The following is a 24,515-nucleotide window of genomic DNA, read 5'->3' on the forward strand; positions in this document are numbered from 1 at the left end:
GACCATCCTCACGGCTCGACAACGCGGGCGAGAAAGTAGATCACACCCGTCGAGGCATGCCTGACGAGCAGAAGGAAGGGACGGTCGACGGCGACTTCCAGGGGTTCGTCGACGATGAGCGACGTCAGCCGCATCAGCACCGCCGTCGCGGCGGCGCCTTCGAGGCCTTGCTCGTCGATGCGGAGCACGGACTGGTGCAGGACCTCGGACACTTCGAGCCGGTCGTCGTCGGCGAGCCCGGTGAGGTCGGCGTCGGCGGTGAACATCGTCCGCACCCCGAGATCCCGGAGTTTCGCCGTCAGCGGGCTGTCGACGTCGAGGTCGAGTTTCGGCAGTGACAGGGCGATGGTCTTGGACCGCGTGTTCTCCAGCAGCCGCGCCAGCTTGCCCGCGTCGAGTCCGGTGTCGTCGAGATCGCCGTCCGGCAGCAGGACGATCGCCTCCACCCCGCCCTCCGCGCCGAGGCGGACGACCTGCCAGCCGTCCTCGTGGGTGTGGTCGAGCTGCTTTTCGAGCCACATCGTCGGCACCGTACGGGTGCCGGACGGCGCGTGGAAGTCCGCGGGCGCGGTGTTGTCACTCGAGAACGGGTTGGTCCAGGCGGTTTTGAGATACAGGGCGTTGACGATCGCGGCGACGGTGTCGGGCGCGACGGTCCCCGGCTTCAGCAGTTCGGGGATCAGCTCGCGGGTGGCCTGGGCGACGTCGGCGTTGATCAGCCGCCGCGCGGCCTCCGGATCGTCGCCGAACGGGGCGCTCTCGACCTTGCCGCCCGGCCAGGTGGCGAGTTCGGCGCGGAAGGAATCCTCGAGCGGGAGCCCGTCCCAGGCCCAGAGCGTGTTCGCGACCGCGAGTTCCGGGCCGTCGTCGAGCAGTGACGAGGCCTTGCCCAGCAGGTCGGCCAGCTCGTCCGGGTCGCCGAGCAGGGCGATCAGCTCTTCTCTGGTCTTTCCCTTGGCGGCCTGCGTCACCAGGCCGAGCGCGCTCGCGATCGAGTACGGCGAGAAGCACGCGTTCTCCGTGCGGCTCGCCAGCACCCGATAGAGGTCCAGACCAAACCGGAGGTGGCTTTCGACAGCGCCCATGCCGCAGACCGTACCGTGGACGGGCCCGCCCGTCTCCTGTCCGAAAGTTCCGCCTTGTCCGAGGGGCGGCGCCGAGGTGGCATGTCGCGAAAGCCACTTTCGGGACACCAGACGTCGCGAAAGTGGCTTTCGCGACATGTTCGGCCAGGCGAGATGAGCAGGCGGCCCGTGAGTAGCTCAGCCGTGCCGGCCCGTATGCCAGGCGTGCCACGCGTACGCCTGCGCGTCCGTGAGCGACGCCACCTGGTCGACGACCACGCGCAGGCGGGCCGCGTCGTCCGAGGCGGCCTCCCACGCGGGCAGGAACAGGCCGTCCAGCGCGTCGGGCGCGCGGCGGCACAGCGCGACGACCAGTTCGGCGAGCATCTGGCGCTGGCCGTCCTGCATCGCGAGACGCCGCTTGTCGCTCATCACGTACCGCAGCGCGAGCGCCTTGAGCAACGCGACCTCGGCCGCGACCTGCTCCGGAATGACCAGCTTCGCGGCGTAGCGGCTCAGCGGCCCTTCGCCGTACACCTCCCGTGTCGCGCCGACGACCGCCGTCGCGAACCGGCCGACCAGTTCGCTCGTCAGCCGTTTCAACGCGACCTGCGCCTTGAGCGATCCGTCGGGCCCCGGTTCGCTGAGCTCGGCGACCACCGGCAGGTCGAGCAGTTCCTTCGCCGCACCCTCCAAAGTGGACTGCGACTGCCGCGAGAACCTTCGCGCCGCCTCGGCCACCGCCGCGCGTTCCTCCGCGTCGGCCAATACCCGCAACGAGATCCGGCCCGCCAGGACCCCGTCTTCGACGTCGTGCACGGAATACGCGACGTCGTCGGACCAGTCCATGATCTGGGCTTCCAGGCAGGTGCGGCGCTCCGGCGCGCCGGCCCGGACCCACGCGAACACCTCGGCGTCGTCGGCGTAGACGCCGTATTTCGGATTGTCTTCTTCCCGTCGCCACGGGTACTTCGTCGAGGCGTCGAGACAGGCGCGGGTGAGGTTCAGCCCGCCGACGACCCCGCCTTCGAGCAGGACCTTGGGCTCCAGCCTGGTCAGGATCCGCAGCGTCTGCGCGTTGCCCTCGAAACCACCGCACGGCTGCGCGACCTCGTTCAGCGCGCGCTCGCCGTTGTGCCCGAACGGCGGATGCCCGATGTCGTGCGCGAGGCCGGCGGTGTCCACCAGATCCGGATCCGCGCCCAGCTCGTCCGCGATGCCCCTGCCGATCTGGGCGACCTCGAGCGAATGCGTCAGCCGCGTGCGAGGCACACCGCTGACCTCGGCCCCTTCACCCGGGCCGACCACCTGGGTCTTGCCCGCCAGCCGGCGCAGAGCGGCCGAGTGCAGCACTCGGGCGCGATCACGGGCGAAGGCGCTCCGCCCGTCCGCGGCGCCTTCCAACGCCGCGCCCTTGGGCCGCTCGGGCAGCAGGCGCGCCCTGTCGGCCTCGGTGTAGGTGTCCACTCGACCAGACTAAACGTGCTCACCGACACTTATCGGGCGTCAGACCTCGCCGGTACCGAACAGACTGTCCGCCGGCGACTTCGTGAGGCGGTAGTACAGCAGCGCGCCGGTCTCGCGGACGATGTAGCGCGCCTGCGTCTCGCGGGTCTGCACGATCGGGCCGCGATGGGTGGGCGACGTCCAGGTGTCGAGCCCGAGGTCGTCGGCCATCACCCGGGCGCGGAAGGAGTGCCACGGGTCGCTAACCAGCACCGCGGTCTTCCAACCCCGTTTCTGCACCTGCTCGGCGACGGCGCGGAGGCTCCGCAGGGTGTCGCTGCCCTCACCGACCGGCAGCGTCGCCGACGGGGGCACGCCGCGTTTGCGCAGCCACTGCGCGCCCGCGTGCGCCTCGGTGTAGTTGTCGTCCGCCTTCTTGCCGCCCGCGGTGACGATCACCTTCGCCACGCCCTGGTCGTACAGCGTCTTCGCCTTGGCCAACCGGGCCTGGAAGATCTCCGACGGCCTGCCGTTGTACTGGGCCGCGCCGAGCACCACGATGACGTCGGCCCGGTCGCGCACGTCCTCCCGCGCGACCTGCCAGACCCGGAACGCCGTTCCGCCGATCACCGCGACGACGACCAGCAGGAACCCCGCCACGATCCGGCGCACCCAGTTCGCGCGAGTCGGCTTCGTCCGTTCGGCGGTACTCACGCGGGTGATTCTCGCAGAGCGGGCAGTCGATCTCAGAGCCAGCCGTGCTCTTCCGCGAGCCGCACCGCCTCGGCCCGGGTCCTCGCCCCGGTCTTGCCCATCGCGGCCGAAAGATGGTTGCGCACGGTGCCTTCGGAAAGGTGCAGGGCACGGGCGATGTCGGCCACCGTGCTGCCGTCCTTCGCGGCACGGAGGACGTCGTGTTCGCGCCCGGTGAGCGGGCTCGCGCCGGTGGCGAGCGATTCGGCGGCGAGCGCGGGATCGACCACCCGGAGCCCGCCGTGGACCCTGCGGACGGCGTCCACGAGCTGCTCCGGCGGGGCGTCCTTGACGACGAATCCCGCGGCGCCCGCGGCCATCGCCCGCGAGAGATAACCGGGCCTGCCGAAGGTGGTGCAGATGATGATCCGGCACAGCGGAAGCGCGCCGTGCAGTTCGGCGGCGGCTTCGAGACCGTCCTTGCCCGGCATCTGGACGTCGAGCAGCGCGACGTCCGGGGCGGTCTCCTTCGCCCGCTGGAGCACTTCGTCGCCCGAGCCGACCTGGGCGACCACCTCGATGTCGGCTTCGAGGCCGAGCACGGTGGCCAACGCCCCGCGCACCATCGCCTGGTCGTCGGCGAGCAGGACCCGGATCACGCGCAGCCTCCAGCGGGTTCGGAGAGTGGCGCGAGCGCGCCGCTCCGCAAGGCGGACTCGGGTACCTCCGCCCGGACGAGCCATCCTCCCGCAGATGGCGTGGTGGCGGTCAAGGTCCCGCCGACCGCGTCCAGCCGTTCGGCGAGCCCGCGCAGGCCGTTCCCCGCGGCCGCGTCGCCGCCTTCACCGTCGTCCTCGACTTCCAGCCAGGTCTTGCCGAAGCGGACTTTCACCCGCTTCGCCCCGGAATGCCGGATCACGTTGGTGACCGCTTCCCGCAGCACGTAGCCGAAAGTGCGCTGCAGGGCGGGATCGACGTTGTCCACCGCGTGCGGCAGATCCGGGTCGATCTCGGCCGCCCGCAACGCCGCCCGCGCCCCGGCGACCTCCGCCGACAGCGACACCTCGCGGTACTCGGAGACGGTGGCCCGGATGTCCGAGAGCGCGCTGCGGGTCAGCCCCTCGACCTCGCGGATCTCCTGCAGCGCGCGGGAGTCGTCCTTGCCGCTCTCCAGGATCCGGCGGGCGAGCCCGGCCTTGACCGTGATGGTGGTGAGACTGTGGCCGAGGATGTCGTGCAGATCCCGCGCCAGGCGCTCGCGTTCGCCCGCCACCGCGAGTGTCGCGATCTCCCGGTTGGCCTCCTCCAGTTTCCGCACCGCACGGGCCAGGTTCGCCATGAAGAACATCGCCGCCGTGATCGCCGCGACCGCCACCAGGTCACCGAAATCGTCCTTCCCGGCGACCAGGTGGACGGCCAGCACCAGCAGCAGGGCGCCGCCGTCCAGGATCACCGCCCACGCGGGCGGCAGCGTGAAGGCCAGCACCACCGTCGCGTAGATCAGGATGTACGGGTTGTTGTCGTGCAGGAAGACCAGGATGAGGCCGAGGAGCAGCATCACCACCGAGAAGACGTAGCTCGTCTTCCGCTTGGCAGGTCGCAGGGCGAGCGGGAACAGCAGATAACAGGCGCCGTAGGCGAGCAGGAAACCGGCGATCACCAGCTCTTCCACGGTGATCCCGTCGGTGGTCAGCTCGACCACCGTGGGAATGAAACTCGGCAGGATGAAGGCGAGCCCGAGCACTGCCCACTTCACCGGATGAGGCCCACTGCCGGTCCGCGGCGGCATGTCCGCCCACCAGTTCTCCCGGCTGTTCAAGCCCGTCTCGACCCTGCCCGGGTAGTCGTTCACCGGTTCACCCTTTTCTCAGACCCGCGCACTGTCCTTACGGTAACGCCTGATCACGAGCGCCCCGAGGACCGCGGTCCACGCCGCCAGCACGCCGAGCGCGGCCGGGAGGCTCACCGTGAGCTGGTCGGTGACGACCGGGCGGACCAGCTGGATCAGCCAGTACGTCGGCGTCACCTGGGCGATGTCGGCCATCCACGACGGCATCCCGTCGATGGGGATCCACAGGCCGCCGAGGAAGCCCATCCCCATCATGACGATCATGTTCAGCGGCTGCATCGACTCCGGCGTGCCGAACTGGCCCAGCAGCAGGCCGAGCAGCACCAGCGGGATCGCGCCGAGCCAGATACCCGCCACGAGCCGCAGCCAGCCGGCGGCATCGAGGTGGACGCCTTGGAAGAGGACGCCGACCAGCGGGACGACGAGCAGCGACGGAAGGGCGACGAGCATCGCCGAGAGCGCCTTGCCGCCGAGGTAACCGGCTCCGGTCAGCGGGGTCAGCCGCAGCTGGCGCTGCCAGCCGGTGGACCGCTCGATGGCGAGCTTCGCGCCGCTCGTCATCGCGGCGGAGAAGGCCCCGAAGGCCATCATGTTGACCATGATCACGCCGGCGAAGTTCCCGTTTCCGGCGGCGAAAACGTTGGTCTGCAACAGGAACATCAGCACCGGGAAGGCGACGGCGAAGAGCACGAACCTGGTCGATCGGAAGGTGCGGACGATCTCGGTCTTGAGGTAGGTCGGGTTCATCGGACGGCTTCCTCGCTGGTGGTCAGGGACAGGAACGCGCCTTCGAGGCCGACGGCGCTGATCTCGATGTCGTGCGCTCCGGGCACGTGGGTCAGCAGCGCCCGTAGCGTCGCGTCGGAATCGGAACTGGAGATCGCCACGCGGCCGGCGCGGAGTTCGCACCCGGTGACCGCGGGCAGCGCCGCGATCACCGGCTCCGCCGCGGCGGGCACCACCGCGCGGATCGTGCGTCCCCCGGCCAGCGCACGGACCTGCGCGACCGAACCGTCCGCGACGATCCGCCCCGACCGCATCAGCACGACACGGTCGGCGAATTCTTCGGCCTCTTCGAGATAGTGGGTCGCGAACAGGACCGTGCGGCCCGAGTTCGTGTACTCGTACATGGACTTCCAGAACTCGCGGCGCGTGCCGACGTCCATCGCGGCGGTCGGCTCGTCGAGGATCAGCAGATCGGGGTCGCTCACGAGCGCGACGGCGAACCGCACGCGCTGCTTCTGCCCACCGGAAAGCTTGGTGGAGCGCCGGTTCGCGATGTCCTCGATCCCGGCGCGGCGCAACGCCTCGCGCACGGGCATCGGCTCGCGGTGCAGCGCCGCGACCATGCCGACGGTCTCGGCGACCGTGAGATCCTCGACGAGCGCGCCGCCCTGCAGCATCGCGCCGATCATCCCGTCGCCGACGGCGTCCCCCGGCTCACGCCCGAAGACGGTCACGGAGCCGCTGTCGGGCACGCTCAGGCCCAGGATCATGTCGACCGTGGTGGATTTGCCCGCGCCGTTGGGGCCGAGGAGCGCGACCACCTCGCCCGGCGCGATCGTCAGGTCCACGCCGTCGACGGCGCGGACGTCGCCATAGTGCTTACGCAGGCCGGAAAGCCGGACCGCCGCCCCCGCGGTGATGTCTTGTTCTCGCATGCCTCAAGCCTGTCGCGAGCGGGCGGCCTGGGCGTGGGCCGCGCGTCACGACCTGAGGGTGACACTTGTCAGGGGTGGGGTCTCGGCGCCGGTGGCGACGTTGCGAAAGCCACTTTCGCAACGTTGAAGGTTGCGAAAGTGGCTTTCGCAACGTCGGCGAAGCCGGGCGGTTCGGCGCGCTCAAAGGGACGCCATGCGAAAGCAAGTACATGAAGGCCCCCTTCACTGCGCCTAACGCAATGAAGGGGGCCTTCACGTACTTCCGAGGGCGTCAGGCGCCGATCAGACGCCCCGCCAGATAAGACTCCAGCTTGTCGATCGCGACCCGCTCCTGCGCCATGGTGTCGCGCTCCCGCACGGTCACCGCGTGGTCGTTGAGCGAATCGAAGTCGACGGTGACGCAGTACGGCGTCCCGATCTCGTCCTGGCGCCGGTAACGTCGGCCGATCGCGCCGGCGTCGTCGAAGTCGACGTTCCAGTGCTTGCGCAGCGCCGCGGCGACGTCGCGCGCCTTCGGCGTGAGGTCGGCGTTGCGCGACAACGGGAGGACGGCGACCTTGAACGGCGCGAGCCGGTAGTCCAGCTTGAGCACCGCGCGGGTGTCGGTGCTGCCCTTGGCGTTCGGCACCTCTTCCTCGTGGTAGGCGTCGACGAGGAACGCCATCATCGACCGGCCGACCCCGGCCGCGGGCTCGATGACGAACGGGCGGAACCGCTGCTTCGTGGCCTGGTCGAAGAACGACAGGTCGACGCCGGAGTGGTTCGAGTGCGTCGTGAGGTCGAAGTCGGTGCGGTTCGCGATGCCTTCGAGCTCGCCCCATTCCTGGCCCGCGTTGAACGCGAAGCGGTACTCGATGTCGACGGTGCGCTTCGAGTAGTGGGAGAGCTTTTCCTTCGGGTGCTCGTAGAGGCGGAGGTTGTCCGCCTTGATCCCGAGGTCCTTGTACCACTCGGTGCGCGCGTCGATCCAGTACTGGTGCCAGGTCTCGTCCTCGCCCGGCTCGACGAAGAACTCCATCTCCATCTGCTCGAACTCGCGCGTGCGGAAGATGAAGTTGCCCGGCGTGATCTCGTTCCGGAACGACTTGCCGATCTGGCCGATGCCGAACGGCGGCTTCTTGCGCGCCGCGGTCTGCACGTTGAGGAAGTTGATGAAGATGCCCTGCGCGGTCTCCGGGCGGAGGTAGTGCACGCCTTCCTCGGACTCGACCGGGCCGAGGTAGGTCTTGAGCATCATGTTGAAGTCACGCGGCGCGGTGTACTGCCCGCGGGTGCCGCAGTTCGGGCACGGCACCTCGGACAGGTCGTCCTCGGACACCTCCTTGCCCGAGCGGGCGGAGAAGTCCTCGGCCAGCTGGTCGGCGCGGAAACGCTTGTGGCAGGACAGACATTCGATCAGCGGGTCGGTGAAGACGTCGAGGTGACCCGACGCGACCCACACCTGGCGCGGCAGGATCACCGAGGAGTCGAGGCCGACGACGTCGTCGCGGCTCTGCACGACGGTCTTCCACCACTGGCGCTTGATGTTGTCCTTGAGTTCGACACCGAGGGGCCCGTAGTCCCACGCCGACTTGGTACCGCCGTAGATCTCTCCACACGGGAAAACGAAGCCTCGACGCTTGCACAGGCTGACGACGGTCTCAATGGTGTTGGCGGGCACTCCACGCTCCGAAGCATGCGGGGACGGGTATGGACTAGAAGGACAAGACTAACCGCCCGTCCCCGCACGACCTCCGGCGAGGTCGGACCGCTCAGGGCCCGCTGACCAAGGAGGCGGTGACGATGCGGTTGTCCTCGTAACCGTCGGTCCCGCCGACGTACTCGCCGCCGCAGGTGACCAGCACCAGCCGGTGCGGCCCGTCCGGCCCGAACAGCTTCTCCGCCTGCTCGGCCAGCTTCGTCTTGTGCACGGTGACGACTTCGCCGATCTTGTAGACCCATTTGCCGCCGTCGGTGTCGACGACGTCGACCTGCTGGCCGGTCTTGAGCCGCCACAATTCGTCGAACGGGCCCTTCTTGCCCTTCCAGTTCACATGCCCGGAAAGCAGGGACGCGCCCTGGTCGGCGCCCAGTTTCGCGCCCCACCAGGTGGCTTCGTCGAGGCCCTCGGGGATGGGGAGGGTCCCGTCCGCGGTCAGTTCCTTGCGGATCAGTTTCGCCGTGCCGCCGCCGGGGAGCCTGACCGTGCCGGGCGCCTGTCCCGGGTCGGCCGGAGCCTGCGCGGTCTCTCCCGTGGACGTGTTCGCCTGGTCCTGGGCGGCCGCGACGACGGGATCACTCTTTCCAGTGAACCCAAGCCCGGTGAAAACCAGTACCGCGACCACGGCCGCCACCACGAAGATCGCGGCGCCGGCGAGGATCAGCCCCAGGCCGGGGCGCTTCTTCGGCCGCTCCTCGCTCGCCGCGTTGTCGTCGAACTGTCCCACCATCGGGTATTACTCCTTGCTCGCGTCAAGCCGCCGGAGCGGCCGGTGTCGCTAGACACGCGACGCGAGCCGAAAGAGGTTGCACCGATTTCAGGCGGGCGGCCCGGAAACGGGGGTCGCGACGATGACCCGGTTGTCCCGGTAGCCGTCCGTTCCCCCGAGGTAGTCGCCGCCGCAGGTGACCAGCACCAGCCGGTGCGGCCCGCTCTGCGCGAACAGCTTCGCCGCCTGCGCGGGCAGGTCGTTCTTGTGCACGGTGACGGCCTCGCGCACGCGATAGACCCAGATGCCGCCCGCCGCGTCGCTGACGGCCACCTCTTGGCCTTCACGCATCCGCCACAGCTCGTCGAACGGCCCTTTGACGCCGCCCCAGTTGACGTGCCCGGAGATCAGCGACGTACCCGCTTCGGCGCCGAGCCGCGCACCCCACCACGCCGCGTCGCCGAGTCCGCGCGGGATCGGGAGGACGCCGTGGGAGGTGACCTCAGAGCGGACGAGTTTCGCCGATCCGCCTTCGGGCAGGCGGACGGTGCCGGGCCGTTGCCCTCGTTTCGAACTGTCGGCGGGCAACGCCAAGGGAGCGCCGTCCTCACCAGGCATGACCGCGGGTTCCGCGACCGGGACGGCCGCCGGTTCCGGCGGGATCCAAGTCAGGACGATCACGCCCGCTGAGATGGCGAGCGCGGTGACCACGGCGGACAGTCCCGCCAGCCAGGACCGCACGGGGCCGCTACTTCTCCCGCACCGGCACGGGCTTGCGACGGCGGAGCAGCACCATGGCCGCGGCGCCGATCACGATGCCGCCGCCCAGCAGCCCGAGCCCGACCACGGTCCGCGTCGAGTCCGCGGTCTGCGGCGGGATACCGCCCGCGGGCACCGTCCCCGGCACCGCGGGCTGCGCGGGCGCCGCGCCCGGTCCCGTACCGCCGGCGGGCTTCGCCACGAAGTTCCTCGGGATCCCGCAGCTCACGCCGCCGAGCACGATCGTCGTGCGGGCCTCGCGCAGATCCTTGCCCTCCTCGTCGCGCACGTGCGTGACGATGTCCACCTTCCAGCCCGCGACCGCGGTCACGTCACCGGCGCGCCAGCCGTCCTGCCGGATGAGCTGGTCGAAGGCGGTCACGCGCGTCACGGTCAGGTCGGAGGTCGTCTTGTCCTTGCTGAGGCTCTCGTTCTTGACCATCGACGGCGGGCCGAGCTTGAGGCCCTTGACGTCGATACCCGAAGCGCCGGACGGCTTCAGGTCACCGTTCTGGTCCCGCACCCAGATCTTGCCCACGCTCGTCGACGACGTCGCCTTGCTCGGCGAGGAGCAGTCGACGGAGCTCTTCGCGCCTTCGAGAACCAGCACGGTGTTGTCGATCGGCTTCGCGCCGCCGCGCCCGTTGTCGATCAGGGCGTAGTTGCTCTCCGCGACCGCCGTCGGGACCGTGGTCTGCTGCAGCGCGGCGATCACGTTGTGGTCGCGGCTGGCGATCCCGGCCGGGAACGGGCTCGGCGCGCCGTAGCGGCCGAGGTTGATGCTCCACTTGTCACCGAGGGTGCTCTGCTCGCCGGCGTCACGCGGGACGACGGTGCGGTCCGGGGAGAGTTTCGACTGGCCGGGGGTCAACGGCGAACGCTGGGTCTCGGTGATCAGCGATCCCGGGTTCCCGATGCGCACCGACGCCACGTTCGCGAACGACACGGGGCCGGTCTTCTCATCGACGGCCTGCGTCGTCTGCGCCGAGGCGAGCCCCGGAACCGACGCCAAAGCGAAGGCCGCCGTCGCGGCCGCCAGCTTCGTCACGAAACGAGTCATGTCTCCCCACTGCCTCTCCGGGCTTTCCGAGCGCGGTCGTCAGCGAGAAGCGACGAAACGCTCCGCGACAACCTTGCACCGTTGGCGACGACATGCGAAGTGGAATGGTCATTTCTTCGCGAAGTCACCCGAATGGAGCAGTAGTGCCGCCGCCGAGTGGTCGCCCGGTCGGCGAACAGACCGCCCGGGGGCGGGAACACTAAGATGGACAGGACTGTTACTGGCAATGACTTCGAAAATCATGATGGACATGGAGGCGGCGATGGCTACGGTGACCCCGGACTCGGCCGCCCCTGGTCTCACGGAAGACCCCGGACCGCATTCGTCGGCCCGGCCCCCCGCCGAGCCCGCCGTGTCGGCCTCGCCCGCCGTCCTCGCGGACGCCGGCGACCTGCTCCGGGCACTCGCCGCCCCCGTGCGCATCGCCATCGTGCTGCAGCTGCGTAACGCGGACCGGTGCGTCCACGAACTGGTGGACACGCTCGATGTCGCGCAGCCGCTGATCAGCCAGCACCTGCGGGTGCTGAAGACCGCGGGTGTCGTACAGGGTGAGCGACGCGGCCGTGAGGTGGTGTACCGGCTGGTCGACGATCACCTTGCGCATATCGTGGTGGACGCCGTAGCCCACGTTCAGGAGGGGAAGTGAGCATGAGTCCGACGACGGCCAACAGTTCCGCGCCGGTGCCGGGACGCCGGTCGACGAAACAGCGGGCCGCCGTGGTCGAGCTGCTCAAGGAGATCGACGACTTCCGTTCCGCCCAGGAACTGCACGACGAGCTGCGCAAACGCGGCGACGGGATCGGGCTCACCACCGTGTACCGGACGCTGCAGTCGCTCTCGGAGGCGGGCGAGATCGACGTCCTGCGCACCGACACCGGCGAGGCCATCTACCGGCGCTGCTCGTCGCACCACCATCATCACCTGGTGTGCCGGATCTGCGGCAGCACCGTCGAGGTCGAGGGACCGGCCGTGGAGCGGTGGGCCGAGAAGATCGCCTCGGAGCACGGCTTCTCCGACATCAGCCACACCGTGGAGATCGTCGGGACCTGCTCCAACCACTGACGCCCGCGCCATGAACGGTCAGTACTCGTAGGGGTCCTTCGGCGCCGGCACCTGCCGCACCGAGGTGAGCGTGAAGTCCGGCATGTAGCTGTTCTCCCGCACCGCGGTGCCCGGCACGACCGTCCCGGTGACCTCCAGCCAGGTGTCGTTGCCGAATCCCGACACGCCTTCGCCCACCATCCGCACCGTGATCGGGAAGGCGTCGGCGGCGCAGCAGCCGATCACCATCCTGGCCAGCATCGTGTTGCCCTCGTTGTGCACCACGAACCCGGACAGCCGCACCGTCCGCCCGTTCAGGCTCCCGCTCTTGTCCCAGCCCGCCCGGCTGACGAACTCGTTGACCTCCAGCGGGACCACGTCCCCGGCGGGCAGGGGCGGGAAGGCGGCCGCGTTGCTCGCCGAAGCGCTTTGCGGCGCCCTGGCCTCGGTGCGCGTCACCGAATCGGCGCCCAGCGCGGGCGGTGCGACCAGGAACACGGCCAGCACCGGCACCATCAGCAGCCAGGCCGACCGGGTGTTGTGGTCGTGCGCGTGGACGTCCCCGGACACGACGGCGGCGGCCCGCGCGGCCAGCAGGTCCCGGATGATCGCGACCGCGCCCAGCGCGACCATCACCGCGCCGCCGGCAATGATCCACGGCTGCTGCGCGGGTTTGACGTACCGCAGGTAGTCGCCGTTGATCGTGATCTTGAGCAGCGCCCCGCCGAGGAGGATCAGCAGGATGTTCTGGGTCTCGCGTTTCACACGCCACCTCCGAGGATCAGCGTGCCCGAGACGACCGCGCAGCTGAGCGCGACGACGAACGTCACGGGCGCGAACCGCAGCGCGAACGATTTGCCGAAGGTGCCGGTCTGCAGCGCGAACAGCTTCACGTCGATCGCGGGCCCGACCACCAGGAACACCAGTTTCGGCAGCAGCGGCATCGCGGTCAGCGACGCGGCGACGAAGGCGTCGGCCTCACTGCACAGCGCCAGCACGACGGCGAGCACGGCCATCACCAGCACCCCGAGCACGATCTGCTCCCCCAGCACCCCGAACCACTTGGCGGGTACCAGGACGTTCATCGCGGCGGCGATCATCGCGCCGAGCACGAGGAAACCGCCCGCCTCGACCAGGTCGCCCCGCGCGGTCTCGGCGAAGGTCTTCCAGCGCGAACCGTGCTGGACCTCGGGAAGACGCCGCAGAGCGCGCTCCGCGATCCAGTCGAGCTTGCCCCACTTCGCCCACAGCCAGCCCATCACCATCGCCGTGGCGAGCGAACCGGCGAACCGGGCGAACACCATCTCCGGGTTCCCGGGGAACGCCACCGCGGTGGCGACCAGCACCACCGGGTTCACCGCGGGCGCGGCCAGCAGGAACGTCAGCGCGGCCGCGGGCGCGACACCCTGGCCGATCAGCCGCCGCGCGACGGGCACCGACGCGCACTCACAACCCGGCAGGGCGACCCCGGCCAGCCCGGCGACACCGACGGCCGCACCGGCCCGGCGAGGGAGCACCTTCTCCAGCACCCGCGCGGGCACGAACGCCGCGATCGCGCCGCTGATCAGGACCCCGAGCACCAGGAACGGCAACGCCTGCACGCAGACCGCGACGAACACCGTCGAGCCGGTCCGCAGCGCGGGCACGTCGAACACCTGCTGGAGCCAGCTCTGCCCGAGGATCGCGATCAGCAGGATCGCGCAGAGCACCTCGATCGAGGTGATCTTGAACCGCCGGGCGGGCTTCCGCTCCGGGGCGCTCCTGGAAATGGTTTCCATGCGCGCGATGATGCCAGGTGACCCTGCGTTCCGGCGGTCACTCCCCGGGAGCGGTCCCCAGCAGGTCCGAACGCAGCTGCGACGCCGTCGAGACGACCAGCATGAGCAGCGTTCCGAGCGGCGACGGATCCATGCCCTCCGCCGGGAACGCGTACCTCAGCGTGATGTCGATGCCCTTCTCCGAGCGCACGACACCGAGCGTCCCGAACAGGCCCTGCCCGGCCCGTTCCGCCGCCGAGGCCGCGATCGCCGGGTCGTCCGGCAGGTCCCAGGCGACGACGCAGGTCAGGCTCAGCACGGTCAGCCCTTCGGCCAGCCGGGTCGCCTGGATGACGCACGGGACGTCCGCGTGCGAGAAGGTCAGCGCGCCGTCGTCGTCGACGTGGACTTCGAGATAGCGCTCGAGGGCCTCCCGGGCGGAGGTGAGCAGGGCCGCCGTGTCCGCCGCCTCGGTGGTCATGAGGTTCCTTCCGAAGCCTTGTCGATGGCCCCGCCGAAGCGGCGGTCCCGTTTCGCGAACTCGAGGCAGGCCCGCCACAGGTGGGTGCGGTCGAAGTCCGGGAAGAGCGTGTCCTGGTAGACCATCTCGGCGTAGGCCGACTGCCAGAGCAGGAAGTTCGACGTGCGCTGCTCCCCCGACGGCCGCAGGAACAGGTCCACGTCCGGCATGTCGGGCTGGTACAGGTACTTCCCGATGGTCTTCTCGGTGACCTTGTCCGGGTTCAGCTTCCCGTCGGCGACGTCCTGGGCGATCCGCCGCATGGCGTCACCCAGCTCGGCACGGCCGCCGTAGTTGACGCACATGGTCATGTTCAGTGCCGTGTTGTGCTTGGTCTTCTCCTCGGCGACCTGCAGTTCCTTGATGACGCTCGCCCACAGCTTGGGGCGGCGGCCCGCCCAGCGGATGCGGACGCCGATCGAACCGAGGTAGTCGACCTGGCGGCGGATGGTGTCGCGGTTGAAGCCCATCAGGAACCGGACCTCCTCCGGGCTCCGCTTCCAGTTCTCGGTGGAGAACGCGTACACCGACAGCCATTTGACGCCCAGCTCCACAGCACCGCTGGCGACGTCGATCATCACCGCTTCGCCGCGTTTGTGGCCTTCGATCCGCGGCAGTCCCCGCTGGTTGGCCCAGCGGCCGTTGCCGTCCATCACCAGCGCCACATGCTTCGGGAGGAGTTCCTTGGGGATCTCCGGCGGCCGGGCACCGGACGGATGCGGCTCCGGCGCGCGAAGTTCGAATTGTGACGCCTTGTTCTCGCGTCCCCTGCGCAGCACCTTCGAGCCTCCCGATCGAGCGAACCTGTGCCTGCGACCCTACTGCGCCTGCGTGCTGGTCTCCCGCGCACGCCTCTCCACCAGCGGCAGTGACCGCAGCTGGCGCTCCAGATGCCACTGCAGATGGGCCGCGACCAGGCCGGACGCGTCCCGCCGCGGCACCGGCTGCGAAGCCTCGGCCACCGGCCACTCGCCGTGCAGCAGCGCCGCGAGCAGGGTCAGCACCTCCGGGGAGGGATGGACGCAGCCGGGGACCCGGCAATCCGGGCACATCGAGCCGCCTGCGGACACGCTGAACGCCTTGTGCGGCCCCGGCAGGCCGCAGCGGGCGCATTCGGTGATCGCGGGCGCCCAACCTGCGTACGCCATGGCCCGCAGGAAGAAGGCGTCGAGGATGAGGGAACTGTCCCGTTCCCCGCCCGCGAGCGCGCGAAGGGCTCCGACGACGAGCATGTAGAGCTTGAGCACCGGCTCGCCCTCTTCGGCGGACAACCGGTCCGCCGTCTCGGCGATGGCGCTCGCCGCGGTGTAGCGCTGGTAATCGGCCACCAGGGGCAGCGCGAAGGCGTCGACCGTCTCGACCTGGGTGATCACGTCGAGGGAGCGGCCGGTGTAGAACTGGACGTCGACGTGCCCGAACGGCTCCAATCGGGCCCCGAAGCGCGATGACGTCCGACGCACGCCCTTCGCGACCGCACGGACCTTGCCGTGCCGCCGCGTGAGCAGGGTGACGATCCGGTCGGCCTCACCCAGCTTGTGCGTCCGCAACACCACTCCGGTGTCGCGATAGAGGTTCACCACCCCGACATCGTCCCACCCGGGACCGACATCGGGGTGGTGCGCCCCGGAATCAGCAGTAGCGGCCGTAGCAGCTCGGCACGGACGCGGCCGCGACGATCGAGATGATGATCATCACGATGGCGAACACGCAGCCGAGGCCGCCGATGATCGACGCGATCATGCACATCGTCCGCGTCGACCGCGACGCGTCCGCGGCGGCGGCGTAGTTGCCCTGCATCTTGTAGGTGTTGACCTCGTTGGACTTCATGATCGCGAAGATCGCGATGATCCAGCAGAGGAAGATGCAGCCGATCGCCCAGCCCTTGTAGTCCTTGATGGCGTTGATGTCGCCACCGCCGCCCGGCATTCCGCCCGGAGCGCCGTAAGGGGAAGGCTGGCCGTACGGGGCGGGCTGACCGTAGGGAGCGGGCATGCCACCGGAGGGCGGCCCATAGCCAGGCTGCTGCTGTCCGTAGGGCTGCTGCTGGCCGTAGGGGTTGGTCATGAAAGTGGTCCTCGTTGTTCTTTCGGCTACGGGTCGGGCTAGATGCTCGCGGCGACCAGGACGATCCAGAGAATGGAGAACAGGCAGCCGACCCCGCCGATGATCGAGGCGATCATGCACATGGTCTTCGTCGACTTCGACGCGTCCATGGCGGCGGCGTAGTTGCCCTGCATCTTGTAGGTGTTGACCTCGTTGGACTTCATGATCGCGAAGATCGCGATGATCCAGCAGAGGAAGATGCACCCGATGGCCCAGCCCTTGTAGTCCGGGATCGAGTTGATGTCGCCGCCACCGGGCATACCGCCGGGCATACCGCCCGGAGCGCCGTAGGGGGCGGGCTGACCGTACGGCGCGGGCTGGCCATACGGAGCCGGCTGGCCGTACGGCATCGGGTTCGCGCCGGAAGGCTGGCCGTACGGCGCGGGCGTGGCGCCGGACGGGGGTCCGTATCCGGGCTGAGGCTGCTGGCCATAGGGCTGCTGGCCGGGGCCGGGCTGCTGGCCGTACGGGTTCGTCATCGGGTTCCCCACTTGTGTCGTGCTTCCCGACGGGTGGATCCCGCCGGTCGTTCCTTACTGCTGCGGTGTTCCGGGCCCGTTCGGCCCATCCGCTCCGGGCAGCTGCTGCCTCAGCTGTTCCGGGGTGATCTTCTGCGTCGGTTCGGCTTCGTCGAACCCGGACGGCGCCTGCTGAGGCTGCCCCGGGCGAAGGACCTGAGTCGGCTCGGCCTCGCCCAGGGCCGGTCCCGGCTGGGACTCCGGGGACGGCGCCGCGGTTCCCTGCGGCCGGCCGAACGGCTGGGACGGCTGCTGCCCGAACGGCTGCGGCTGCTGAGGCTGCTGCGGCGCGCCGAACGGCTGCTGCTGCGGCTGCTGGCCGAACGGCGAGGGCGGCGCGGGGAACGACGGCGAAGCCGGCTGCGGCGGCTCGGGGAATCCCGGCGTCTGGCCGAAGGGCGCCGACGCGGGCGCGGCGGCGGCTTCACCCGGCACGACGACGGTGCTGAGGATCTTGTCGGCGAACGTCTGCTTCTTCTCGTCCCACAGCGGCCAGAGGTAACCGAGACCGCAGACCCAGCCGTCCAGGTTGTGGCACAGGTCCCGGACGAAGGCCATCAGCGGGCCGATCGGCTGCCCGTCGCTTTCGCGGACGAGCTTGATCTTGAGGATCTTCTTGCCGAGCGACTGGCCGGTGGTGCCCATCTTGATCCACCGGTTGTAGACGGTCCAGGCGAACCCGGCGAGATAACCGAGACCGGCGATGAACAGGCCGACCGTGCGCAGGCCCGTCGCCGAAATGATCGCGCCGATGATCGGGAGCACGACGATCGGGCCGAAGTCGATGAGCGTCGCGCCCGCGCGCTGGCCCCAGTGGGCATAGTCGGTCTGGGGGCCGAACTGAGCGGCCTGGCCGAACGGCGAGGGCTGCCCTTGCTGCCCGAAGGGGGAAGGCTGCCCCGGCTGCTGGCCGAACGGGGACTGCGGCTGCGCGCCGAACGGCTGCGACTGCTGCTGTCCGAAGGGCGAAGACTGGCCACTTTGCTGCGGCTGCTGAGGCTGTTGCCCGAACGGCGAAGGCTGGCTCTGCTGCTGCCCGAACGGCGAGGGCTGTTCTCCCGACGGCTGCTGTCCGAACGGCTGCTGCGGCTGCGGTGACTGCTGGCCGTCCCCCGGCGGGGGCCCGGACCCGGGCGGCGGCTGCTGTCCCGGCGGCTGCTGGCCGTAGGGAGTGGTCATCGAAATCCCCTCGCTGGTTCCTCGCCCCTGGCGCACGGGGCCTCGTGCGGCGACCCGGGCTGAATGTACGGCATGGGTACACGCCGAGCAGACCGGTGCGCGGGAGCGTACTCGGTACCACCGACGATCCGGGCCTCGGCCCGGCACTCACACGGAGAGCGAGGTGAACGGGGCGAAGGGCAGGTTACGGATGACGAACCAGACGACGAACACGACACCGAACGCGAGCGGCGTCCAGCGCCAGTGCAGCCAGCTGTTCACCGCGCGGCCACGGAGTCTTCCGACCGCCCAGGCGACGGTGCTCCAGACGAGCAGCAGAACGACCACAAAGGACACCGCGTTGTAGTGCAGCGCGGCGGGGATGTCCCCGTGCAGCGCGCTGTAGACCATGCGCATGCCGCCACAGCCCGGACAGGCGATACCGAGCAGGGTCTTGGTGGGACAGACCGGAAGCGGCCCGCCCGGAGTGGTGGGATCACCCAGCCAGAGGACGACGCAGCCGAGCCCCGCGCCGGCGGCGATGGCCAGGGGTGGCCCCAGCGCGCGGGCCTTCGCCTTGAACCCGCGCGCCGGGAATCCCGTGTAGACGGACGACGTCACGGCGTGAAGCTTCCCGCCGACGCGCCGATGATGACCATCACCACGATGAAGATGATGTACAGCAGGAAAAGAACGCCGGTGGAGATCGCTCCCCACATGGACCACTTCTTCGCGTCGTCGGCGGCTTTCTGGGCTTCGGCGTGGAAGCCCTGCGACCACAACGTCTGCACCTGGCTCGACTTCACGATCGCCACGATACCCAGCGGCAAGCAGCACAACACCGTGCAGAGAATGGCCCACACCAGGTTGTTGTCCGGCGGCGGGCCGTAGTTCGGCATGCCGCCGTAATACGGCTGCTGCGGCGGTGGCCCGCCCGGAGGCGGGTAGTTCGGGTACTGGTCGGTCATGAGGTCTCCCCCTCGATCGCCTCGATCAGCGGTAGGTGTTCGGGTCGACCGAGGTCGCGAAGACGCCGAGGACGACGAAGAACACGACGTAGAGGATGGCGAGCACGACACCGACGATCGCGGCGATGATCGACCACTTCTTGGCCGCGTCGGCCGCTTCCTGCGCCGCGGCGGGCTGGCCCTGCGCCCAGAGGGTGTTCACCTGGTTCGCCTTGACGATGGCGACGATACCGAAGGGCAGGCAGCACAGGATCGTGGTGAGGATCGCCCACACCAGGTTGTTGTTGGGCGGCGGGCCGGGGTTGTTGAAGCCTCCACCGCCCTGAGGGTCGCCGGAGTAGTTGGGCAGGCCCTGGTTGTCGGTCATTTACCGCTTTCCCTTCACGAATGAGATGTCGAACTGCGACCCGGGCGCGCCGCCCGATCAGCGATCACCGGAGTCAAGGGTTGAGACTCTAAGGTCACCCGTCCGGTTCCACACCATCAACCGGTCTCCGCGACCGAATCGAGACATTCCGTTCAGTCAGAAGCCCAGCCGTCGCAACTGACGGGGGTCGCGCTGCCACTCTTTGGCGACCTTGATGTGCAGGTCGAGGTAGACCTTCGAGCCGAGGAGCCCCTCGATCTGCTGCCGGGCGCGGGCGCCGACGTCCTTGAGCCGCTCACCCTTGTGCCCGAGGATGATGCCCTTCTGGCTCGGTCGTTCCACATAAAGGAACGCGTGCACGTCGATCATGTCGTCCCTGCCCTCGTGGGGCAGCATTTCCTCGACGGTGACGGCGATCGAATGCGGGAGTTCGTCCCGGACACCCTCCAGCGCGGCCTCGCGGATCAGCTCGGCGACGAGGGTCTGCTCGGGCTCGTCGGTGAGTTCGCCGCCCGGGTACAGCTGCGGGCCTTCGGGAAGGTGCCGCACCAGCAGGTCCGAGAGCGCGCCGACCTGGAAACCGTCCACAGCGGACACCGGGATCAGCTCGGCGAACTCCATGACCTCCTGCAGGGCGAGCAACTGCTCGGCGACCTGTTCGGGCTTCACGAGATCCGTCTTGGTGACAACACCGACGACGGGGGTCCGCTTGGCGATCTTCTTCAGTTCGGCGGCGATGAACCGGTCACCGGGACCGACTTTTTCGTTGGCGGGCACGCAAAGCCCGACGACGTCCACTTCGGACCATGTCGAGTGGACGATGTCGTTGAGCCGCTCGCCGAGCAGGGTCCTCGGCCGGTGCAGCCCCGGCGTGTCGATGAGCACCAGCTGGGCGTCGTCGCGGTGGACGATGCCGCGGATGGCGTGGCGGGTGGTCTGCGGTTTGCTGGAGGTGATCGCCACCTTGCTGCCGACGAGCGCGTTGGTCAGCGTCGACTTGCCGGCGTTGGGCCGTCCGACGAAACAGGCGAACCCGGAACGATGCGGCTCGGCCATCAGTTGAGCACCTTGCCGCTGGGATCCGCGAGATGGACCGGGGCGTCTTCGGAGATGTCCCGCACCGCCTGCAGCGAGGCGCCGTTCAGGAGGGCGTCACCGCTGACGACGACGGCGGCCTCGATTCCTTCGGCTCCGCTCGAAACGGCGGCGGCGACGGCGGCCTGCAGCGCGGTGAGCTTGAACGACGGCTGGTCGACCGTGCTCGCCGCGTAGGTGCGGCCGTCGGTGTCGCGGAGTGCGGCGCCCTCGGCGGCCTGGGTGCGGGCTCGCGCGGACCTGGCCAGGGTCACCAGCTTCTGGTCTTCGGCGTCCAGCTCAGGCATGTTCGACACTCCTGTCACTTTCATCGGGCTGCGGGACCCGGGTCCGGCGCCTGCCCTGGGCAGGGTCGGTCACCGCGTCCGCGTCGGCGGGGTGGACGACCACCGTGGTGATCCGCATCCGCCCGCGCCGGTCCTTACCGCCTTCGGCGAACAGCCGAAGTCCGGCGACCTCGGCTTCGGCCCCCGGCAGCGGGACCCTACCCAGTCGCTCGGCGAGCAGCCCGCCCACGGTCTCCACGTCGTGGTCTTCGAGGTCGATCCCGAACAGTTCGCCCAGGTCGTCGATCGAGAGCCGGGACGAGACGCGGACCGCGCCGTTTTCGAGTTCTTCGACCTCGGGACGTTCGTCGGTGTCGGATTCGTCGGTGATCTCGCCGACGATCTCCTCGAGGATGTCCTCGATGGTGAGCAGGCCGGCGGTGCCGCCGTACTCGTCGACGGCGATCGCCATGTGGTTGTGGGAGACCTGCATCTCCTTGAGCAGGTCGTCGAGCCGCTTCGAGTCCGGCACGAAGCTCGCCGGGTTCATCAGCTCCTCGACCTGACGCTGCGAGCCGCCCTCGGCCATGTACGCGGGCATGAGGTCCTTGATGTTGACCACGCCCACCACGTCGTCGACGGAGTCGCCGATCACCGGCAGCCGGGTGAACCCGGTCCGCAAAGCCAGCGCGAGCGCCTGGCGGACGGTCTTGTCGTGCTCGATCCAGACGATCTCCGTCCGCGGCACCATGACCTCGCGCGCGACGGTGTCACCGAGCTCGAACACCGAGTGGATCATCTCGCGTTCGGATTCCTCGACGACGCCGCGTTCCTGGGCGAGGTCGACCAGCTCACGCAGCTCGACTTCGGAGGTGAACGGGCCTTCGCGGAAGCCGCGGCCGGGGGTGATGGCGTTACCGAGGACGATCAGCAGCCTGCTGAGCGGGCCGAGGATCGAGCCGAGGACGCGGACGGGACCCGCGACGACCAGGCCGATCCGGTACGGGTGCTGGCGGCCGAGGGTGCGCGGGCCGACGCCGATGAGCACGTAGCTCACCACGACCATCACGCCGGCGGCGACGACCACGGCGAGCCACAGCGGCCGGATCCAGCCCAGGACGTCCACGGTGACCAGCACGGTGGCGGTCAGCTCGCAGGTCATCCGCAGCAGCAGGATCAGGTTGATGTGACGGCGGCGTTCGGCGATGACCAGCGAAAGCTGGCGCGCGCCGGGACGCCCGAGCCGGACGAGACCGTCGGCGCGGGCCTTGGAGACCGTGCTGACCGCCGCGTCGGCGGCCGCGAACACCCCGGCGAGCAGGATCAGCGCGATGGCGATGACCAGCAGGGCCGCGGGACTACCCATTCCGGCGCCGCCTAGGCCGGCGGTTCGTCGGCGGGCACGGCGTCGAGGCCGGCGGTCCCGAGGAGCCTGTCGTCCGCGGACCGCTGCGCGTCGCGCTTGTTGAGCGCGGCCACGGCCGCCTGGAACTCGCCGAGGATCCGCTTCTGCAGGCCGAACATCTCGCGTTCCTCGGCCGGTTCGGCGTGGTCGTAGCCGAGCAGGTGCAGCACGCCGTGCGTGGTGAGCAGATGCAGCTCGTCGATCAACGAGTGACCCGCCGTCTTGGCCTGGTCCTTCGCGAACGCCGGGCACAGCACGATGTCGCCGAGCAACGCGGGCGAGGCGTCCGGCGCGTCGGGGCGGCGCGACGAGTCGAGCTCGTCCATCGGGAAGGCCATCACGTCGGTGGGACCGGGCAGGTCCATCCACCGCTCGTGCAGGTCCTCCATCACCTCGAGGGTGACGAGCAGGATGGACAGCTCCGCGAGCGGGCTGACCTCCATCTTGTCGAGCGCGAAGCGGGCCGCCGACACGATCGAGGTCTCGTCGACGTTCACGCCCGATTCATTGGCGATCTCGATGCTCATGAACGACGCTGACCCTTCCAGCCGTTGCTCTTGTCCTGGCTGTCCTGCAGCGCCTGCCACTTCTCGTACGCGTCGACGATGTCGCCGACGAGCTTGTGCCGCACCACGTCCTGGCTGGTGAGCTGGGCGAAGTGCAGGTCCTCGACACCTTCGAGGATGTCGCGGACCACCCGCAGGCCGCTCTTCTGGCCGGTGGGGAGGTCGACCTGCGTGACGTCGCCGGTGACGACGATCTTGGCGCCGAACCCGAGCCGGGTGAGGAACATCTTCATCTGTTCCGGCGTGGTGTTCTGCGCTTCGTCGAGGATGATGAAGGCGTCGTTGAGCGTGCGGCCGCGCATGTACGCCAGCGGCGCGATCTCGATGGTGCCCGCCTGCATCAGCCGCGGGATCGACTCGGGCTCGACCATGTCGTGCAGCGCGTCGTAGAGCGGGCGCAGGTACGGGTCGATCTTCTCGTTGAGCGTGCCCGGCAGGTAGCCGAGGCGCTCACCGGCTTCGACCGCCGGACGGGTCAGCACGATGCGCGTGACCTGCTTCGCCTGCAGTGCCTGGACGGCCTTCGCCATGGCGAGGTACGTCTTGCCGGTACCGGCGGGGCCGATGCCGAAGACGATCGTGTGCTTGTCGATGGCGTCGACGTAGCGCTTCTGGTTGAGCGTCTTGGGCCGGATCGTCTTGCCGCGCCGGGAGATGATGTTCATGCTCAGCACTTCGGCCGGTGACTCGTGGTCACCGGTGGAGAGCATGCCGACGGTGCGGCGGACGGTGGCCGGGTCGACCTGCTGGCCGCGGCCGGCGAGCGTCACGAGTTCGGCGAAGACACGCTCCGCGAAGGCGACGTCGGCGGGGGCGCCGGTCAGGGTGACCTCGTTGCCCCGGACGTGGACGTCGGCGGCGAGGAGTTCCTCGGCGACGCGGAGGTTCTCGTCCCTCGAGCCGAGCAGGCTGAGCGCGGCGGCGTCGGGGATGGGGAATCGGGACTGGGCCGCCTCGGTGATCGCGGCCTCGTCGGTCTTCGTCGGGATGACGTCCGCGGGAACGTCGGGTCGGGCGGCTTCACCCGGTACGGTTCCGGCCACGTGGCCTCGGGCCTACTTCCTGCGCTTACGCTGCGATTTTCAACGACAGTGACAAGTTCGATGTTACTGGTTGCGGGTGTCGGCACGCAGTCCGGTTTCCGGAGGGCGCGCGCCTCAGCGTCCGAAATGCCCCAGCTGCTCGCCGCCGAGCACGTGCGCGTGCACGTGGAAGACGGTCTGCCCGGCGTCACCGTCGGTGTTGAACACCACCCGGTACCCGGACTCGGCGATCCCCTCGATCTCCGCCACCTTACGGGCGGTGAGCGCGACATCGGCGAGAAGTTGCGGGTCGCCGGAAGCCAGCTCGGCCAGATTGCGATACCGCTTCTTCGGCACCACGAGCACATGCACCCGAGCCTGCGGCGCTATGTCCCGAAACGCATACGTCGTCTCGTCCTCGTACACCTTCTCGGACGGGATCTCCCCCGCGATGATCCGCTCGAACAACGTCTCCGCGTCACTCATCCCCCCACCCTATCCCCCATCCGCCGCAGCCTGACGCACGCGCTCAAAGACGCATCTCACGTGACCAGAGGCGTATCTCGCGTGCTCGAAGACGTAACTCGCGTGATCAGAGGCGCATCTCGCGACTCACGCCTTTGCTGCTCCGCCCGCCGACCCCGCCGCGGCGCGAATTCGGGGCGGAGCCTGCGAAGGCCGGAAATGAAGACGCCGCGGCGCGGTGGACCCTGGGGGTCGGCCCACCGCCGCCGCGGCTCCGCCGGACCGAGGGGGGAGGTGCCCGGCGGGGATTCACGCGCGCGACTG

General features: G+C 69.3%; 30 protein-coding genes. 2 read left to right on the forward strand and 28 right to left on the reverse strand.

Annotated features, from left to right (window positions below):
* Nucleotides 1-8 precede the first annotated feature (8 nt).
* The 11 genes from DMH01_RS12345 to DMH01_RS12400 form a co-directional block, all read right to left on the reverse strand.
* Nucleotides 9-1,085, reverse strand: a complete 1,077-nt coding sequence (locus DMH01_RS12345) for a serpin family protein (protein WP_125676103.1) — start codon at nucleotides 1,083-1,085, stop codon at nucleotides 9-11.
* Between the two features lie 177 nt (nucleotides 1,086-1,262).
* Entirely contained in the window at nucleotides 1,263-2,531 is a 1,269-nt protein-coding gene (locus DMH01_RS12350) for a deoxyguanosinetriphosphate triphosphohydrolase (RefSeq protein ID WP_125676104.1), read from the reverse strand.
* Between the two features lie 39 nt (nucleotides 2,532-2,570).
* On the reverse strand, nucleotides 2,571-3,224 hold the full coding sequence (locus tag DMH01_RS12355; RefSeq protein WP_125676106.1) for a YdcF family protein: 654 nt from the start codon (nucleotides 3,222-3,224) through the stop codon (nucleotides 2,571-2,573).
* Between the two features lie 32 nt (nucleotides 3,225-3,256).
* Nucleotides 3,257-3,862 carry a response regulator transcription factor gene (locus DMH01_RS12360; RefSeq protein ID WP_125676108.1) on the reverse strand — a complete coding sequence of 202 codons (606 nt, stop codon included), beginning with the start codon at nucleotides 3,860-3,862 and terminating at the stop codon, nucleotides 3,257-3,259.
* On the reverse strand, nucleotides 3,859-5,055 hold the full coding sequence (locus tag DMH01_RS12365) for a sensor histidine kinase (RefSeq protein ID WP_125676110.1): 1,197 nt from the start codon (nucleotides 5,053-5,055) through the stop codon (nucleotides 3,859-3,861). Before DMH01_RS12365 ends, DMH01_RS12360 begins: the two co-directional genes overlap by 4 nt.
* 15 nt (nucleotides 5,056-5,070) lie before the next feature.
* Nucleotides 5,071-5,799 carry an ABC transporter permease gene (locus DMH01_RS12370; protein WP_125676112.1) on the reverse strand — a complete coding sequence of 243 codons (729 nt, stop codon included), beginning with the start codon at nucleotides 5,797-5,799 and terminating at the stop codon, nucleotides 5,071-5,073.
* Nucleotides 5,796-6,713, reverse strand: a complete 918-nt coding sequence (locus tag DMH01_RS12375) for an ABC transporter ATP-binding protein (RefSeq protein WP_199745452.1) — start codon at nucleotides 6,711-6,713, stop codon at nucleotides 5,796-5,798. The genes DMH01_RS12370 and DMH01_RS12375 overlap by 4 nt, the downstream gene beginning before the upstream one ends.
* Before the next feature lie 271 nt (nucleotides 6,714-6,984).
* The gene (locus DMH01_RS12385) at nucleotides 6,985-8,373 is read right to left on the reverse strand and encodes a glycine--tRNA ligase (RefSeq protein WP_034316415.1); all 1,389 of its coding nucleotides are present in this window, start codon (nucleotides 8,371-8,373) and stop codon (nucleotides 6,985-6,987) included.
* 91 nt (nucleotides 8,374-8,464) lie between these two features.
* Complete coding sequence (locus tag DMH01_RS12390) at nucleotides 8,465-9,142, reverse strand: class F sortase (RefSeq protein WP_125676116.1); 678 nt, start codon at nucleotides 9,140-9,142, stop codon at nucleotides 8,465-8,467.
* An 87-nt stretch (nucleotides 9,143-9,229) separates the two neighbouring features.
* Nucleotides 9,230-9,862 carry a class F sortase gene (locus DMH01_RS12395; protein WP_125676118.1) on the reverse strand — a complete coding sequence of 211 codons (633 nt, stop codon included), beginning with the start codon at nucleotides 9,860-9,862 and terminating at the stop codon, nucleotides 9,230-9,232.
* Nucleotides 9,863-9,869: 7 nt separating this feature from the next.
* Nucleotides 9,870-10,940, reverse strand: coding sequence for a hypothetical protein (locus tag DMH01_RS12400; protein WP_125676120.1), 1,071 nt, complete (start codon nucleotides 10,938-10,940; stop codon nucleotides 9,870-9,872).
* Between the two features lie 262 nt (nucleotides 10,941-11,202).
* Between DMH01_RS12400 and DMH01_RS12405 the strand changes: the two genes are divergently transcribed.
* Both DMH01_RS12405 and DMH01_RS12410 read left to right on the forward strand, forming a co-directional pair.
* Nucleotides 11,203-11,586, forward strand: a complete 384-nt coding sequence (locus DMH01_RS12405; RefSeq protein WP_125676122.1) for a helix-turn-helix transcriptional regulator — start codon at nucleotides 11,203-11,205, stop codon at nucleotides 11,584-11,586.
* Nucleotides 11,587-11,588: 2 nt separating this feature from the next.
* Nucleotides 11,589-12,002: a Fur family transcriptional regulator gene (locus DMH01_RS12410; protein ID WP_034316411.1), complete on the forward strand. Its 414-nt coding sequence runs from the start codon at nucleotides 11,589-11,591 to the stop codon at nucleotides 12,000-12,002.
* An 18-nt stretch (nucleotides 12,003-12,020) separates the two neighbouring features.
* Here DMH01_RS12410 and DMH01_RS12415 read toward each other — a convergent pair whose 3' ends face one another.
* The 17 genes from DMH01_RS12415 to DMH01_RS12495 form a co-directional block, all read right to left on the reverse strand.
* Nucleotides 12,021-12,746 (reverse strand): TIGR03943 family protein, encoded by a 726-nt coding sequence (locus DMH01_RS12415; RefSeq protein WP_125676123.1) that lies wholly within the window; start codon nucleotides 12,744-12,746, stop codon nucleotides 12,021-12,023.
* Nucleotides 12,743-13,759 carry a permease gene (locus DMH01_RS12420; RefSeq protein ID WP_125676125.1) on the reverse strand — a complete coding sequence of 339 codons (1,017 nt, stop codon included), beginning with the start codon at nucleotides 13,757-13,759 and terminating at the stop codon, nucleotides 12,743-12,745. The genes DMH01_RS12415 and DMH01_RS12420 overlap by 4 nt, the downstream gene beginning before the upstream one ends.
* A gap of 37 nt (nucleotides 13,760-13,796) precedes the next feature.
* Nucleotides 13,797-14,219 (reverse strand): hypothetical protein, encoded by a 423-nt coding sequence (locus DMH01_RS12425; RefSeq protein WP_005158775.1) that lies wholly within the window; start codon nucleotides 14,217-14,219, stop codon nucleotides 13,797-13,799.
* A complete protein-coding gene (locus DMH01_RS12430; protein WP_034316407.1) occupies nucleotides 14,216-15,037 on the reverse strand; it encodes an isoprenyl transferase in 822 nt (273 codons plus the stop codon). The genes DMH01_RS12425 and DMH01_RS12430 overlap by 4 nt, the downstream gene beginning before the upstream one ends.
* 39 nt (nucleotides 15,038-15,076) lie before the next feature.
* Nucleotides 15,077-15,838: a DNA repair protein RecO gene (gene recO, locus DMH01_RS12435; RefSeq protein WP_125676128.1), complete on the reverse strand. Its 762-nt coding sequence runs from the start codon at nucleotides 15,836-15,838 to the stop codon at nucleotides 15,077-15,079.
* A gap of 49 nt (nucleotides 15,839-15,887) precedes the next feature.
* A complete protein-coding gene (locus tag DMH01_RS12440; RefSeq protein WP_125676130.1) occupies nucleotides 15,888-16,322 on the reverse strand; it encodes a CD225/dispanin family protein in 435 nt (144 codons plus the stop codon).
* Between the two features lie 38 nt (nucleotides 16,323-16,360).
* On the reverse strand, nucleotides 16,361-16,840 hold the full coding sequence (locus DMH01_RS12445; protein ID WP_199745454.1) for a CD225/dispanin family protein: 480 nt from the start codon (nucleotides 16,838-16,840) through the stop codon (nucleotides 16,361-16,363).
* A 54-nt stretch (nucleotides 16,841-16,894) separates the two neighbouring features.
* Entirely contained in the window at nucleotides 16,895-18,058 is a 1,164-nt protein-coding gene (locus DMH01_RS12450) for an RDD family protein (RefSeq protein WP_125676134.1), read from the reverse strand.
* Nucleotides 18,059-18,205: 147 nt separating this feature from the next.
* Nucleotides 18,206-18,658 carry a DUF2752 domain-containing protein gene (locus DMH01_RS12455; RefSeq protein WP_125676136.1) on the reverse strand — a complete coding sequence of 151 codons (453 nt, stop codon included), beginning with the start codon at nucleotides 18,656-18,658 and terminating at the stop codon, nucleotides 18,206-18,208.
* Nucleotides 18,655-19,005, reverse strand: coding sequence for a CD225/dispanin family protein (locus tag DMH01_RS12460; protein WP_125676138.1), 351 nt, complete (start codon nucleotides 19,003-19,005; stop codon nucleotides 18,655-18,657). The genes DMH01_RS12455 and DMH01_RS12460 overlap by 4 nt, the downstream gene beginning before the upstream one ends.
* A 25-nt stretch (nucleotides 19,006-19,030) precedes the next feature.
* The gene (locus DMH01_RS12465; RefSeq protein ID WP_034316401.1) at nucleotides 19,031-19,372 is read right to left on the reverse strand and encodes a CD225/dispanin family protein; all 342 of its coding nucleotides are present in this window, start codon (nucleotides 19,370-19,372) and stop codon (nucleotides 19,031-19,033) included.
* 156 nt (nucleotides 19,373-19,528) lie between these two features.
* Nucleotides 19,529-20,428: a GTPase Era gene (gene era / locus DMH01_RS12470; RefSeq protein WP_125676140.1), complete on the reverse strand. Its 900-nt coding sequence runs from the start codon at nucleotides 20,426-20,428 to the stop codon at nucleotides 19,529-19,531.
* Nucleotides 20,428-20,754: a cytidine deaminase gene (locus tag DMH01_RS12475; protein WP_125676142.1), complete on the reverse strand. Its 327-nt coding sequence runs from the start codon at nucleotides 20,752-20,754 to the stop codon at nucleotides 20,428-20,430. Before DMH01_RS12475 ends, era begins: the two co-directional genes overlap by 1 nt.
* Nucleotides 20,747-22,099: a hemolysin family protein gene (locus DMH01_RS12480; RefSeq protein WP_125676144.1), complete on the reverse strand. Its 1,353-nt coding sequence runs from the start codon at nucleotides 22,097-22,099 to the stop codon at nucleotides 20,747-20,749. The genes DMH01_RS12475 and DMH01_RS12480 overlap by 8 nt, the downstream gene beginning before the upstream one ends.
* Nucleotides 22,100-22,110: 11 nt before the next feature.
* Nucleotides 22,111-22,665, reverse strand: a complete 555-nt coding sequence (gene ybeY, locus DMH01_RS12485; protein ID WP_125676146.1) for an rRNA maturation RNase YbeY — start codon at nucleotides 22,663-22,665, stop codon at nucleotides 22,111-22,113.
* Nucleotides 22,662-23,747 carry a PhoH family protein gene (locus DMH01_RS12490; RefSeq protein ID WP_125676148.1) on the reverse strand — a complete coding sequence of 362 codons (1,086 nt, stop codon included), beginning with the start codon at nucleotides 23,745-23,747 and terminating at the stop codon, nucleotides 22,662-22,664. The genes ybeY and DMH01_RS12490 overlap by 4 nt, the downstream gene beginning before the upstream one ends.
* A gap of 114 nt (nucleotides 23,748-23,861) precedes the next feature.
* Nucleotides 23,862-24,212 carry a histidine triad nucleotide-binding protein gene (locus tag DMH01_RS12495; RefSeq protein WP_125676149.1) on the reverse strand — a complete coding sequence of 117 codons (351 nt, stop codon included), beginning with the start codon at nucleotides 24,210-24,212 and terminating at the stop codon, nucleotides 23,862-23,864.
* Between the last annotated feature and the right edge of the window lie 303 nt (nucleotides 24,213-24,515).

Origin of the sequence: Amycolatopsis sp. WAC 04182 (genome assembly GCF_003947465.1) — a bacterium.
Taxonomy (GTDB): Bacteria; Actinomycetota; Actinomycetes; order Mycobacteriales; family Pseudonocardiaceae; genus Amycolatopsis.